The sequence below is a fragment of the Bradyrhizobium sp. SZCCHNRI1029 genome, from assembly GCF_032487555.1.
GTDB lineage: Bacteria > Pseudomonadota > Alphaproteobacteria > Rhizobiales > Xanthobacteraceae > Bradyrhizobium.
In genome coordinates, this window is record NZ_JAUEUK010000001.1 from 106,145 (window position 1) to 120,450 (window position 14,306).

Consider the following 14,306-nt stretch of genomic DNA (forward strand, 5'->3'; position numbering starts at 1 on the left):
GAGCCAATTGCATATCCGCCGTTGCGGCCATGCGCCGCGCAGGCTCACGCAATACCCTTGAAAAAGCCCTGCAGGAACGTCAAATGTTCCCGCATGAGCAACACAGACGCCAGCTTTGATGTCATCGTCGTCGGCGGCGGACCCGCCGGGCTCGCCGCCGCGATTGCATTGTCGCAGACCGGGGCGCGGACGGCGCTCGTGGCCCGCAAGGCTCCATATGCCGACAACCGCACCACCGCCCTGCTCGGCGGCTCGGTCGATTTCCTCGACGAGATCGGCGTCTGGTCATCGTGTCGTGACCGCGCCGCCGGCCTGAAGGCGATGCGGCTGGTCGACGATACCGGCCGGCTGTTCCGAGCCCCGGAGGTGCGCTTCGTCGCCGACGAGATCGGTCTCGACGTGTTCGGCTACAACATCGCCAATGCCATCCTGGTCGAGGCGCTGGAACAACGCGCCAGCGAAATCGACGGCCTGGTGCGGATCGCCGAGGATGCGGAAAGCGTGCGCAGCGATGCCGATGCGGTGACCGTCACCAGCGCATCGGGCCGCGTGCTGACGGCGCGGCTCGTGGTCGGCGCCGATGGCCGGCATTCGCTGTGCCGCGAGGCCGCCGGCATCGGCGTGAGCCGGCGCACGCTGCAGCAGTCTGCGCTGACCTTCAACATCACCCATGCGCGGCCGCATCACAACGTGTCGACGGAATTCCACACGCCGCAGGGCCCCTGCGTGTTCGTGCCGCTGCCGGGCGACCGCTCCAGCGTCGTCTGGGTCGCAGCCCCGAAGGAGGCCGACCGGCTGTTCGCGCTCGACGACGACGCCCTGTCCGACGCCGCCGAGCGGCAGTCGCATTCGATCTTCGGACGCGTTCGCGTCGAGCCGGGCCGCCATGTGTTTCCGCTCGCGATCGAGCGGCCCCTGCGCTACGCGCAAAACCGCATCGCCCTGGTCGGCGAGGCCGCGCATGTGGTGCCGCCGATCGGTGCGCAGGGACTGAACCTCGGCCTGCGCGACGGCATCGACATCGCCGATGTCGTGCGCAAGGCCAATGCGGCCGGCGAGGATATCGGTGCCCCGCAGGTGCTCGCGCGCTACGGTGCCGCGCGCCGCGCCGACATCCTGAGCCGCACCTTCGCCATCGACGTCGCCAACCGCTCGCTGCTCAGCGATCTCCTGCCGATGCAGTCGCTGCGCGCCGTCGGCATGCACCTGATGAGCGGCATCGGTCCGCTGCGGCGGCTCGCGATGCGCGAGGGCTTGGCGCCGTCATGGAGAGCCACGCGCAGGGCCGGTTGAGCACCGTCAGGGAAACACCAGCCGGCCAGTCTGGATCAGCCACATCACGCTGGTCAGGGTGATCACCGAGGCGAAGGTGCCGATCAGCACCGCCGATGAGGCCGGCTCGATCCAGCTGTCATTCTGGCGCGCGATCACGAACACATTGAGCGCCGGCGGCAGCGCCGCCATCAGCACCGCGGTCGCCGCCCAAGGCTGCGCGAACGGCCCGAACAGCAGCATCAGCCCGAACGACAGCAGCGGGTGGACGACGAGCTTCACCACGGTCAGGACCGGCACCTCCCAGGGCAGCCGCTCGAACGGGCGCAGCGCCACGGTCACGCCGAGCGCGAACAGCGCCGTCGGCGCAGCGGCGTTCTGCAGGAACTGCAGGGTGCGGTCGAGCACGGTCGGCGGATGCAGCTGAAACGCCGCCGCCAGGATGCCGGCTGCCGTCGCCATGATCAGCGGGTTCTGCAGGATCTGGCGCAGCACCGTGCGCAGCGCATGCACCACCGAGGCGTGGTCGCGCTCGGTCAGCTCGACGAGCAGCGGCACGATCGAGAACAGGAAGATGCTGTCGCAGCAGAAGATCAGCGCGGTCGGCGCCGCCGCCTTGGTCCCGAGCACGGCCAGCGCCAGCCCAGGCCCCATATAGCCGATGTTGCCGTAGCCGCCCGCGAGCCCGGCCATGGTCGCCTCGCGTAGCGACAGCCGCCCGATGGCCTTGCCGAGCACGAGCGCCAGGGCGAAGGTGAGCATGGTAGCGAGCGTCGTTGCAACCAGGAAGGGAGGGTTGCTCAGCTCCGTGAACGGCGTGCGCGCGATGAGGTTGAACATCAAAGCGGGCAGCGAGACGTAGAGCAGGAAGAAGTTCATCCAGGCGAGCCCGGCTTCGGGCAGCCTCCTCCACTTACCGCAGGCGAAGCCTATGAAAACGACGCCGAAATAAGGCAGGGCCAGATTGAGAATGTCGAACATGGGCTCGGAAGATGACCCCCTGAGGGGGCCTGGGAAGGGCCTGGAATGCGGGGGCGTCGCGGCTTGACACGAATCGGATCGGTCTAGATCAAATCCGCCCGCGGGGCACTAGCATCGCTCCCCATCCTGGTCTATTCGACTGGGATGATCAAAGCGCGAACTGCCAAGTTTCAGATCGGCCAGATCGTCCGGCATCGGGTGTTCTCGTTCCGGGGCGTGATTTTCGACATCGATCCGGAGTTCAACAACACCGAGGAATGGTGGTTGTCGATTCCCGAGGAGGTCCGTCCGCACAAGGACCAGCCATTCTATCACCTGCTGGCCGAGAACGCGGAATCCGAATACGTCGCCTATGTCTCCGAGCAGAACCTGGTTCCCGACGAGTCCGGCGAGCCGATCCGCCATTCCCAGGTTGCGGAGATCTTCATCAAGGACAAGTCCGGCGGCTATCGTCCGCGCAATCCGCTGATGAACTGACCTGTCGACCGGAGGGCTTCAACCCAGCGCCGGCGGCGCAGGCTTGATCTTTGGTCCCGGCGCGCAAGTTCCCCTCACATCCGTCCGCAGAACGAAAAAGGCGCTCCGAATGGAGCGCCCTTGATTTTGCGGAATGGACCCGACCGGCGTTACTGCTTCGCCTGCGGCTGGCCCGGCTGGGTCTGCTCGAGCTTCTTGCGCTGCTCCTCGGCGCGCTTCTGCAGCTCTTCCTGCAGCTTCTTCTGGGTTTCTTCGAACTGCTTCGGGTCGGTCGGCGGACCATCATAGGCCTTGGCGAAGCTGCTGTTGCCTTCCTGCAGCGGCAGCGGCAGCGTCAGCGCGGTGCCGTTCGAGTTGATCGCCTGGACGTAGAGGGTCTGGCCCTTCTTGAGGCTGTTCACGAATTCGGGCGTTGCTTCGTAGTCCGACATGCAGCCGTTCTGGAAGCAGATGACGTATTTGCCTTCCATGAACTGGTTGTTGTCGATGACGATGCGGGTTCCGGGCTGCAACTGCATGCCGAGCGGCAGGGTCACACGCAGGATCTTCTTCGGCTCGCCTTCGGGCTCGATGATGACCGCTGCAACCACAGGCTGACCGGATTCGATGCGGCCGTCCTTGCCAATGAAGCAGACCTGCTTGGCGTTGGCATCCTGCCCCTTCAGGCAGAACTTGGTCCACGGCGCATAGATCAGCTGCGGCATCTCCTGCTGAGCCTGGGCCTGAGGCTGGCCGCCGGCGGGAGGAGTGGCAGGGGCCTGGGCGGCCGGAGCGGGAGCCTTGGGAGCGGCAGCCGGAGCCTTCGCCTTCGGCGCTTGAGCCTGCGCAACCGAAGGAGCGAAGGAAACGGCCAGCGCGGTGACCGCGAGCAGCGCGACAAGCCGCCCACGCGGCCCAACCGACGAGGCCAAGTCACGGAAATTCATTGCGGAAAACCCTTTCTGAACGGCAGCGCCCGAGACCGCCAAAGGCGCCACACCAAGCCGTTGAAGCGGCTGTCTCCTCAGGAAATGAGGCGGTTAAGTGACAGGCGTTGCCGCCTTCACTCAATCGCCCGCCTTCTTAACGCGGTGCGCGGAAGAATCAATGCCGCGAGACCATGTCGAAGCCGCGGTCTAGCGCTGGCGAGCCTGTGGTAAAAGCCCCTTGTGACCTGTTCCGAATCAAATGCTTGCGCCCCGATCCTGATGCTGCAGCGAATATTCAGTGCGGCCGCGAGATGGGCCGCCGTGATCCTGGCATTGTTGCCCGCGGTCTACACCCCCACGGCGAACGCAGCAGAAACTGCGGCGATCGCCATGCATGGTCACCCGGCCTTGCCGGCCGACTTCGACCACATGCCCTATGCGAATCCCGACGCGCCCAAGGGCGGTCGTCTGGTCTGGGGACTGCTCGGCACCTTCGATAGCCTGAACCCGTTCATCGTCCGCGGCATCGCGGTGCAGCAAATCCGCAGCTATGTGGTCGAGAGCCTGCTCACTCGCGGCAATGACGAGCCGTTCACGCTGTATGGCCTGCTGGCGAAATCCGTCGGGACAGACGAGAACAGGACCTATGTCACCTTCCGGCTCGACCCGCGTGCCCGCTTCTCCGACGGCAGCCCGGTGCTCGCCGAGGACGTGGCGTTCTCCTTTGCGCTGCTGCGCGATCACGGCCGCCCCAACCACCGGCAGTTCTACGGCAAGGTCGCCAGGGCCGACCTGCTCGACCCGCTGACCATCCGGTTCGATTTCGGCGGAGCCGAGGACCGCGAGCTGCCGCTGATCCTCGGCCTGATGCCCATTCTGGCGAAGCACGCGACGGACGTGGCGAGCTTCGAGGACACGACGATGACCGCGCCGCTTGGGTCAGGCCCGTATCGTGTCACCGCGGTGCAGCCGGGATCCAGCGTCACCCTCACCCGCAATCCGGACTATTGGGGACGCGACCTGCCGGTCAACCGCGGATTGTGGAACTTCGACGAGATCAGGCTCGATTACTACCGCGAGTCCAATGGACAGTTCGAAGCCTTCAAACGCGGGCTGTACGACTTCCGCGTCGAGACCGAGCCGCTGCGCTGGCACGACGGCTACGACTTCCCGGCCGCGCGCAATGGCGAGGTCATCCGCGACAGCTTCACCTCGGGGATGCCTCAGCCCTCGCAGTTCCTGGTGTTCAACACGCGGCGGCCGGTGTTCGCCGACGTGAAGGTGCGCCGTGCGCTGACGCTGCTGTTCGATTTCGAATGGATCAACCGCAACTACTTCTTCGGGCTGTACCGCCGCAGCGGTGGCTATTTCGCCGGATCCGAGCTTTCGGCCTATGGACGTCCAGCCGATGCGGCCGAGCTCGATCTGTTGAAGCCGTACGCCGCGCAGATCCCCCCCGATATCATGGACGGCAGCTACCGCCTGCCGATCACCGACGGGTCCGGCCGCGACCGCGCAACGCTGAAGGCGGCGCTCGATCTGCTTGGCGAGGCCGGCTATGGCTTCGACGGGACGGTCTTGCGGTATCGGACGACGCGGGCCCCCCTCGCCTTCGAGATCCTGGTCACGACGCGCGACCAGGAGCGTATTGCGCTGGCTTACGCCGGCAGTCTCAAGCGGGCCGGCATCAATGCGTCCGTCAGGGTCGTCGATCCCGTGCAGTTCGACCAGCGCCGCCTGAGCTTCGAGTTCGACATGATCCAGAACCGCTGGGACCAGTCGCTGTCTCCCGGCAACGAGCAGGCGTTCTATTGGGGCAGCGAGGCCGCCGACCGCACCGGAACCCGCAACTACATGGGCGCCAAGGACCCGGCGATCGACGCCATGATCGCGGCGCTGTTGCGCGCCCGCGACAGGCCGGAATTTATCTCGACGGTTCGCGCATTGGACCGTACCCTGATGGCGGGGTTCTACGCTATTCCAGTGCTCAATGCCGCCGAGGAATGGATCGCGCGGTGGAATCGTATAGAACGGCCAGAGAGGACAGCTTTGACGGGAGCGCTCCCGGAGAGCTGGTGGCAGCGGCCGGAGCCGGCACGGAAGTGACCAATCGGGGCAATTGGTCGTGGCCGGGTCCGTGAAAGTACGGGGCAACAGGTGAATCAGGCCAATACGTCGCCGACGCTCGACGCGTTGTTTCAACGCATCCTGGCGCGCAAGCCGGATGCGGTTGCGCTGGTCGATCCGATCAACAAGCAGCGCGTCACCGGGCGACCGCCGATGCGCCTGACCTATGCCGAAGCCGATCGCGTGATCTCGGCGCTGGCCGCGCACTTCGTCGACGCCGGCCTGCCGGCTCATTCGGTGATCGCGGTCCAACTGCCCAACACGATCGAGTTCGTGCTGACGGTGCTGGCCGCGCATCGCGCCGGCCTCGTGGTCGCCGTATTCCCGCTGCTGTGGCGTCAGTCGGAGCTCGTGGCGGCGCTGAACCGCACCAGCGCGCGCGCCATCGTCACGATGTCGAAGATCGACGGCGTGATTCACTCCGATCTCGCGATGAATGCGGCGGCGGAGGCGTTCTCGATCCGCCACGTCTGCGGCTTCGGCTCCGATCTGCCCGAGGGGATGTATTCGCTGGACCAGTCGATCGCAAAACCCTCGCGCTCGACGCGCGGGCTCATGCCGGACGGCCGCAAGGCCGCGATCGTCTCCTTCGACGTGACCGCCGACGGCTTCCGCGCCGTGCCGCGCACCCATTTGAGCCTGATCGCCGGTGGGCTCGCCGTCTCGCTCGAGAGCGATCTGCCGCAGGGCGTGAACATGATGTCGGCCTTCCTGCCGTCGTCATTCGCCGGCCTCGCCGCCTCGGTCGTGACATGGCTGTTGTCCGGCGGCACCCTTGCGCTGCACCACCCGTTCGACGCCGACGCGCTGGAACAGCAGCTCGCGGAGCTGGCCTGCGATACGCTGGTCGCCCCGGCTCAACTCGCCTTGCGTCTCGACGAGGGCAATCTGGCCGCGCGGCTGCCGAACCTGCGCTATGTGCTCGGCCTGTGGCGCGCGCCCGAGCAGGTGGCGTCGAGCGCATCGTGGAAGACGCGCGACATCGAGATGACCGACGTCTATCTGTTCGGCGAAGCCGGACTGTTCGCCGTGCGCCGCACCGCGGCCGATGGCAGTCCCGGGCCGGTCAAGCCGGGCCGCCAGGGCGCGCCGCGCGAACAGCCGGGCTCGTCGATCGCCGGCGAGATCCTGGTGACGCCGAAGGGCACGCTCGGACTGCGTGGGCCCATGGTCGTGTTGGCCGCCTACGCGCCGCCGCAACCGCCGAGCGACTCGCTGATGCCGGCAGCGCCGCGCGACTACGTCGACACCGAATACGCCGTGCGCCTCGACCGCGCCCAGGACACGATCTCGATCACGGCGCCGCCGGCCGGCGTGATGGCCGTTGGCGGCTACCGCTTCCTCGCCCAGGATCTGCACGAATGGTCGAGGCGGCTGGGCCAGGGCGCGCTGCTCACCGCTCTGCCCGACCGTCTCAGCGGTCACCGCCTCGCGGGCCGCGCGATGGACAATGCGCGCGCGCGGGAAGCGCTCGCCGAGCTGGGACTCAATCCGCTGATGGTCGAGGCCTTCCGCGACCGCGCCGGCTCGGGCGGCTGATCCTGCCGTCCGGACAGCTACGGAACCGTCATGTTTGGAACAGTGTTGACGCTGCGTTAACGGGAGGGACCTAGGATCGCGATGTAACGTCAGCGTATCCTGAGTTCCCTGGATGTCCCCACAAGGCCCGCTTCTCATCGTCTCCTCGTCCACGCGGCCTTCGCTGAGTGCGGCCCTCGCGGTGGCGCAAATTCTCCCCTCCGTCGAGACGCGCTGGGCTGATGCGATCAGCATGATGTCCAAGGTTCAGCCGGCCGCGGTCGTTGCCGTCGTCGAGGATGCTGATGCAACCGAGCTTGCGGCGTTCTCGCGTCATGTCGGCGCGCGCAAGCCGTACGTGCCGCTGATCGCCATCGCACCCGGCGGCGCTATCCTGCCCGACCACGCCATTCCCTTGCATGGCAGCGACAATCACGAGCGGCTGCTGGCGCGGCTGCGCGCGGCGTTGCGCGTCCGCACGCTGCACACCACCGTGCTACGCCGTCTCGATGAGAAGAAAGCACCCGACGCCACATTGCCGGAAACAGATCCGCTCGATGACGCGACCGTGCTGCTGCTCGGCCGCGGCAGCTCCCTGCCCGGCCTGTCGGTCGCGCTCGGCGAACGCATGGCGGTCGTCGGCGCGCTGAGCATCGAAGCCGCCGCCAAACATCTGTCGAGCCGCGACATCGACGGCATCGTGCTCGGCGAAGGGTTTTCGCCGCGCGTGGTCGATGCGTTCCTCGCGGTGCTCGCCGAGGACACCCGCTTCCGCAACCTTGCCGTCGTCGTCACTGCCAACCAGCCGGCGCCGCTGCAGGAACTCGCCAATCTCGAGATCATCGCCGGCGCTCCCGCGCACATCGCGGCCAGCGCGCTGCCCTTGATCCGCCAGCACGCCTTCGAAGCCCGCCTCAACCGCACGCTGCGCGCCATCGAAGCCGGCGGCATGCTCGACCCGCAGACCGGCCTGCTCACCCGGAACGCCTTTGCGCGCGACTTTGCCACCGCCGTCAGCCAGACCCAGAAGAGCGGCGGCAGCCTGGCGGTGGCCCGCTTCGCCTTCGATCCGGTCAATCCGCGCGCCCAGTATGACGGCGCCCGCATCATCAGCCGCCTGATGCGGCGGATGGATTTCGGCACCCACGAGGACAACGGCTCCGTCGTCGTCGTGTTTGCCGAGACGGATCTGCGCTCGGCCCACGCCATCGCCCGCCGCCTCTCCAGCGTGATGCGCCACACCTCGCACGGCAAACGCGACACGCGCACAGAGCCTTCGGTCACCGTCGCCGCGCTGCAGCCGGGCGACACCGCGCGCACCTTGCTGGCCCGCGTCTACGGCGAGGCGCAACGCGCGGCTTCATAGAACGATGTTGCCTGCGTCACGGGCGTCATTGCGAGTGACCTGCCACCGAAGTTTCATCCAGTAGCATTTAGAGTCCTGTTGGGTTTTACGCCGAGTGGCGTGGGTGCAGCAACGGGCGATTGGCGGAGCTGGTGGTGGTTGCGCATCCGATCGCCCGTTGCGGTGAGATTGGCCGCATAGGCCGCAAACTCCTAGGGGCAGGTCACTACAACAAAGTATATAACGTCAGATCTGAGCCCTTCGTCTGGACCAAGAAAAAGGCCCGGCAACGCCGCTTCAAAGACCGCCGTATCACCGAGCTATGATTCCGGGTACCAGGTCCGCTTACGCACGCCAGTTGAAACGGTCTCGTGTGCACGCACATGGGTGCAGATCGTGATAACGAGCGCAAGCCGGCTGCACTGCCAGTCAGCGCCGAGCGCGGCGCTAGTGGGTGACGTCACGTTGACCGACAATAATGCCGCTACGCTGGCAAACATCACGCACGCCGCGATCAGCACCGCTCCCTTGTGGGTCCTTGGGTGGGAAATCATGGCCTTGGCTCCTGTACGATGGCCGGAAGAATAAAGGGCAGGCTCCACAGTCCTTGTGAACTAATTCACGACCTGACCCACAGTTTTCGCTGGTGGCCCGAAGGCGTGCGCGATTGCTGGCGCTGGATCAGCGCCGCAGCCGGACTCGCGCGCCGGAGCAAACAGAATCTTTGTTCGGCCACCTCGTCGGCCCGAGGCGGGCGGCGTGGACGGAATGTCAACGCCGAGCGCCTTGGCTGTCTTGAGATTGACGACCAGCTCAAACCTGGTTGTCTGCTCGACGGGCTTCGCGTCCGGCTGCTGCCTCGGCTTGATCTTGATCAAGTTCAGCAGCGTCGCCGCCACGATCATCACCAGGACGCCACCAACACTGAGCGCGATCTGCATCGTCAGCCCCTCCGAGATGCCGAGCAGCGCCAGGCGGCTGGCGAACGTCAGCAGAACGCCGAGGCAGTAGATTGGCAGCGAATTCTGGCCACAGAGAATGGCGCCGCGCATCACCGGCGTCGTCAGCCCTCGCCAATTGCGAGGCACTAACCATACCACCAAAACCGCAAGGGCCAAGAAATGCAGCAGTCGCAACGGATCGAGATTAGATTTGTCCATCGGGTAAAGCAGCGTCAGCAGCGCCTGCGGGAGCAGCGCTTCCAGCGGTTTGATGCTCCAGCTCAATGCGATGATGAGGCTGAACACCAGATAGAGAGCGGCAGCCACAAGCGCGGTGCGTGAGGTCACCCATGGCCGGGCTCTCTTGTCTTCGATCATCCACCACACGCCAAGCACGACCAGCAGCTGCCAAGCCAGCGGATTGAAGGCCCAGTGGCCGTTCGGCCATGCCGGGATGGTCCATCCGAAGACGTGCACCAGTGCGTAAAGCAACAGCGACGCGCCGAGCGTTGCGTTCGGCGCTCGCAGCAGCAGCCACAGCAGCGGCGCGAACAAAAGGTGATAAAGCACGAAGAGCGGCAAGACGTCGGTGTTGACGGGGCAGTATTGCAGGATCGCCGCGTGCGCGAGCGTCACGCCCGGCTGTTCCAACAGAATGCGCGTATTGCTCTCGTCGGCAAGATGGCCGCCGCCTGCGAGGTGAACCATGATGGCGCAGGCGAGCGTGAGCAGCAGAAATGCGACATAAATATCCCAGCTTCGCCACAGCGTCCGGCCGATCACGCCGGTCCACCCCCCGCAGCGCCATGCCTTGCCGTAGGCCAACGTGCAGCTTACGCCCGACACGAACATGAACACTTCCGCGGCATCGCTGAAGCCGTAGTTCCGCAGTGTCAGCCAGCTCCCGATGTTGTTGGGGACATGATCAAGAAAGATGCACCAGAGCGCGATGCCGCGGCAGGCATCAATGCGCAAATCGCGGCCGTAGCCTTTCAGCTCCGGCAACGCGCCTACCGATGGCTTCAGGTCGGCAGTTCGATCATGCATCTGATTGCCCCGTCCGGCGTACGAGCACGCTTCAAGAGGGACCGAATTTGACAGAAAGTCACCGCCGCGCTGCCGGATCGTGACAACGCCGCAATCTAGATTTGCTTCACGCCGACCCCGGCCACCAAAGCTATTACGATAATGATCATATGGCGGCTGGCGGCGCTTGGTAGAACCTGCTGGCGCGTGAGGCTGTCCGTTTGACGATCATCGTTCAAACGGCAGAGCGCGTAAATCAGCCGGAGGTCCACAGAGAGAGGTTCCTAGGTCCTATGATCAAGGTACCGTACAGATCTCGGCATCAATCACCTTTGCCTACAGGCGAAGGAGACCCTGAGTCCCACGACTTTCGTGGTCCGTACTCGCGCTCCTACCGTGCGGTGACTACAATTACACCACACAACGGCATTCGGCTCCTACCTTGAGTGCCCGGCGGCGCACCGCTGGTTGGGCCAAGGATGATGGTGGATAGACGGTATCGAGAGCCAGTCTTCCGCCAGCTTCTTCCTCGCCAAAGACCCGAAGGTGGGTGTATGTTTTTTGAGTTGGATCTCCGTGCAATGGGATGACGGAGAGCTTTTATGAAAGTTCTTATTGTCGACGACCATGCATTAATCCGCGAGGCGTTGCACGCTGTCGTGAAACAACTGAAGCGAGACTCCGTCATTTTTGAAGCTTCGAACGGCCGTGAGGCAGTGCACATAGTCGAGGAACATCCTGACATCAGCCTCATTTTGCTTGATATCAATTTGCCTGATCGAGATGGCTTCTCTGTCCTCCGCGAACTGCGTGACCGCTATGCGACCATTGCTATCGTCATTCTCTCGTCCTCGGATGATCAAGATACAGTCAAGCGTGCCTTCAAACTTGGCGCTCTGGGTTTCATCCCGAAAACTACCGAACGTGAGGTCATGCTCAACGCCATCAAGTTAGTGTTCTCTGGCGGCATTTACATTCCCTCGGAGATACTTGAGGAACCAACGTCTCCGCGGCCTGCAAATAAGCTAGCGACGCGGGACTCTCCCAAGGGTCTCGGGTTGACCGATCGGCAGATTGAAGTGCTTGCGCTCCTGATGAAGGGAAAAAGCAACAAGATCATTGCCAAGACCCTCGATATGGCCGTGCCGACCGTGAAGAACCACATCACGGTCGTTCTCAAGGCACTCAATGTAACGAGTCGCACCGAGGCAGTAATAGAAGTAGGAAAAATGGGCTGGGACTTGTCGCCGAAATCTGATTCATAACGCCGCCCCGGTGTCTCTCCGATCGCCTTGATCCCTCAAGAACTCGTGCATGACAGCGCGGAGCCGCATTGGGTCGACAGGTTTGTGCAGCAAAATGTACCCTCTGTCCTTAGCGTCACGTAATGGTTCGGGTGCCGTATCGCCGCTGGTGAGGATAGCTGGAATTGACGAGCCAAACGCCGCACTAATTTGTTCAATTGCTCGGATACCGGTCTTTCCGCTGGCAAGATGATAGTCCGAGATTATAAGATCGAGGCGTTGTTGGCGCTCAGCCAGTCGGATGAGCGCAGCTTCGTCGGATCCGGCGGTAAGGACGGAGTATCCCCATTTGCCAAGCAATCCGCCCGTCTCCTCTCGCACAATTGGAGCATCGGCAATAACAAGAATTACCTTACCTTCGACCGCTGCGGGGCGAGGTGAGTCGACGGGCTCAGTGGACCTGACGCATTTATCGGCCATCGGAATCAGGATTGAGAATCGCGAACCTCGGCCCACAGTCGAAGCTAAGTCGACTTGATGGTTGAGAAGTACGCGAAGCCTGTCGACAATAGCCAGGCCGAGCCCCAGGCCGCCGTACCGGTTCCGTTCTGGGCCGGGTAGTTGAAAAAACTCGCCAAAGATATTCTGCTTCTGATCCTCAGGAATGCCGGGACCGCTATCCCATACTTCGATACGCAACATTTCACCGCGCCGACGACATCCGACGATGATCCCGCCCCGTGACGTATAGCGCACAGCATTGGATACCAGATTGAGCAGTATGCGTTCGAGCAGCATGGCGTCGCTCCGCACCCAGGCGTCACTTCGCCGAACGCGTAGACGCAAGCCTTTTTCTCGCGTTGCCTGATCAAACCTAGTCTCAATTGTTTGCAACAGGCGCGCGATCGGGAATTCGGTAATTTTGGGTGTAAGGATTCCAGCATCGAGCCTGGAAATATCCAGGAGCGAGTTGAACATTTCATCCATTTCTTTGCGCGTTGCATCGATCCGCTCGATCGTCTTTGTCCTTTCCCCCGATTTGAGCGGCGTGCGCAGCTGTGCAACGAACAGGCCTAGTGCATGTAATGGCTGCCGCAAATCATGGCTTGCCATGGCAAGAAAGCGCGATTTTGCTGCATTGGCGAGCTCCAGCTCTTGCGTACGCTCAGCGACCTTCCGTTCGAGTTCCATCTGCGCGTGGCGCAGACTTTCCTCCGCTTTCTTGCGCACCTCGACGTCGGCGCTCAGTAGCAAGCTTGGAACGGCAATACTGATCAAAAACATCAATACTAGCAGGAATGAAACGTTGAGATCCACGGTCGTGAAGGGGCCGCCGCCCGTGAGCGTCCCCCAAATCGTGATCCCCGCAAGCACCAGCGCAACCGTTGCGGTGTCACGTGGACCGCGGCGCAGCGCCGCCCACAACATTGGCAGGATCGCGAGAAAACCCAATGGATTTCGGCTCGGCGTTTGCTCGATCAGGGGGCTGAAAGCAATGAGTCCAACAGCCGCCGCTGTTGCGAGGACGCCGACCGTCTCCAAAAATTCCTTGCGGTTGAAAGCATGGTAGGGGCTTGATGCCCAAAGCACGATAACGGGGGCAATGACCAGCGCGCCGGTCACATCTCCCAGCCACCATGTGACCCAGGCGTTTGCGAAATTCGTCCGTTCGATGTACCCGGCGGTTGCCAGGCTGGACAGTCCAATGCTGGCGCTGATCGGTGTCGCGATCACGAGGCAAATCAAGGTAAACTTCGCGACAGAATATGGCGTCGAAAACGTATTACATCCGCTCGACCATCGATTGATTAGGTAAGCGCCAACAACCGCTTCAAGAGAGTTACCGGTCGCAATCGCAATCGCGGTGGCAACCGAGCCGGCGGTCGTCGCATTGGCGATCACCGCCGCCGTGAAAATTGCGGGCCAAGTCCGATATCCCCACAACAGCACCGCCGCCAGCGCGACACCTGTCGGTGGCCAAATTGGCGTTGCACTGGGATGAATAGAGGCGAGAGCAAGGCCACCTTTTGCCAGGGCGAAATAGATCAGTCCAATTGCGACCAGACCGCCGGCATAGCTAATGCCTCGGCGGAAATTTATCTCCGGCGATAGTGATCGTGGATCGGACATCGTCGATGCCTGAACTAGGCAGTTGGATCGCCCCCCACAACTGACCTTTGATCTTCTTGAAGATCTGCGAAACTGATCTCGTTGATAAAAATCTGTGAAACATTAATCCTCTTTAGGGACTCGTGCGACCATCTCAAGGTTGCACACGCGTTCGAGCCGGACTTAGCTAGCGCTCGCATGATGCCGATACCGGCGAGCATCGCAGGCCCGCCCTGTTCTGCAACTGACCTGCCACCGAAGTTTCATCCGGTAGGATTTAGAGTCCTGTTGGGTTTGACGCCGAGTGGCGCGGGTGCAGCAACGGGCGATTGGCGGAGCTGGTCGGGGTTGCGCAGCC

General features: G+C 63.3%; 10 protein-coding genes and 1 pseudogene. 6 read left to right on the forward strand and 5 right to left on the reverse strand.

Annotated elements, in window-relative coordinates:
- The first annotated feature begins 93 nt into the window (after window positions 1-93).
- Complete coding sequence (locus QW861_RS00440; RefSeq protein WP_316192571.1) at window positions 94-1,293, forward strand: UbiH/UbiF family hydroxylase; 1,200 nt, start codon at window positions 94-96, stop codon at window positions 1,291-1,293.
- Between the two features lie 6 nt (window positions 1,294-1,299).
- Here QW861_RS00440 and QW861_RS00445 read toward each other — a convergent pair whose 3' ends face one another.
- Window positions 1,300-2,253 carry an AEC family transporter gene (locus QW861_RS00445; protein ID WP_316167933.1) on the reverse strand — a complete coding sequence of 318 codons (954 nt, stop codon included), beginning with the start codon at window positions 2,251-2,253 and terminating at the stop codon, window positions 1,300-1,302.
- Between the two features lie 144 nt (window positions 2,254-2,397).
- Between QW861_RS00445 and hspQ the strand changes: the two genes are divergently transcribed.
- A complete protein-coding gene (gene hspQ / locus QW861_RS00450) occupies window positions 2,398-2,730 on the forward strand; it encodes a heat shock protein HspQ (RefSeq protein ID WP_315711998.1) in 333 nt (110 codons plus the stop codon).
- 149 nt (window positions 2,731-2,879) lie between these two features.
- Here the strand turns inward: hspQ and QW861_RS00455 are convergent, their stop codons facing one another.
- Window positions 2,880-3,656, reverse strand: a complete 777-nt coding sequence (locus QW861_RS00455) for an invasion associated locus B family protein (protein ID WP_315751592.1) — start codon at window positions 3,654-3,656, stop codon at window positions 2,880-2,882.
- 261 nt (window positions 3,657-3,917) lie between these two features.
- Between QW861_RS00455 and QW861_RS00460 the strand changes: the two genes are divergently transcribed.
- From QW861_RS00460 to QW861_RS00470, 3 genes are all read left to right on the forward strand, one after another.
- Window positions 3,918-5,744, forward strand: a complete 1,827-nt coding sequence (locus QW861_RS00460) for an extracellular solute-binding protein (RefSeq protein ID WP_316192573.1) — start codon at window positions 3,918-3,920, stop codon at window positions 5,742-5,744.
- Between the two features lie 51 nt (window positions 5,745-5,795).
- Window positions 5,796-7,304, forward strand: coding sequence for a class I adenylate-forming enzyme family protein (locus tag QW861_RS00465; protein ID WP_315751594.1), 1,509 nt, complete (start codon window positions 5,796-5,798; stop codon window positions 7,302-7,304).
- A gap of 112 nt (window positions 7,305-7,416) precedes the next feature.
- On the forward strand, window positions 7,417-8,649 hold the full coding sequence (locus QW861_RS00470; RefSeq protein WP_316192574.1) for a GGDEF domain-containing protein: 1,233 nt from the start codon (window positions 7,417-7,419) through the stop codon (window positions 8,647-8,649).
- Window positions 8,650-8,702: 53 nt separating this feature from the next.
- Here the strand turns inward: QW861_RS00470 and QW861_RS00475 are convergent.
- Both QW861_RS00475 and opgC read right to left on the reverse strand, forming a co-directional pair.
- Window positions 8,703-8,834, reverse strand: a pseudogene (locus QW861_RS00475) (IS3 family transposase); the annotation flags it as partial.
- A gap of 408 nt (window positions 8,835-9,242) precedes the next feature.
- Window positions 9,243-10,616: an OpgC domain-containing protein gene (opgC, locus tag QW861_RS00480; protein WP_316192575.1), complete on the reverse strand. Its 1,374-nt coding sequence runs from the start codon at window positions 10,614-10,616 to the stop codon at window positions 9,243-9,245.
- A 581-nt stretch (window positions 10,617-11,197) separates the two neighbouring features.
- Here opgC and QW861_RS00485 point away from each other — a divergent pair.
- Window positions 11,198-11,860, forward strand: coding sequence for a response regulator transcription factor (locus QW861_RS00485; RefSeq protein WP_315751597.1), 663 nt, complete (start codon window positions 11,198-11,200; stop codon window positions 11,858-11,860).
- Here QW861_RS00485 and QW861_RS00490 read toward each other — a convergent pair.
- Window positions 11,855-13,969 (reverse strand): MASE1 domain-containing protein, encoded by a 2,115-nt coding sequence (locus QW861_RS00490; RefSeq protein ID WP_316192577.1) that lies wholly within the window; start codon window positions 13,967-13,969, stop codon window positions 11,855-11,857. The two genes, QW861_RS00485 and QW861_RS00490, sit on opposite strands and share 6 nt — an antisense overlap.
- Window positions 13,970-14,306 lie beyond the last annotated feature (337 nt).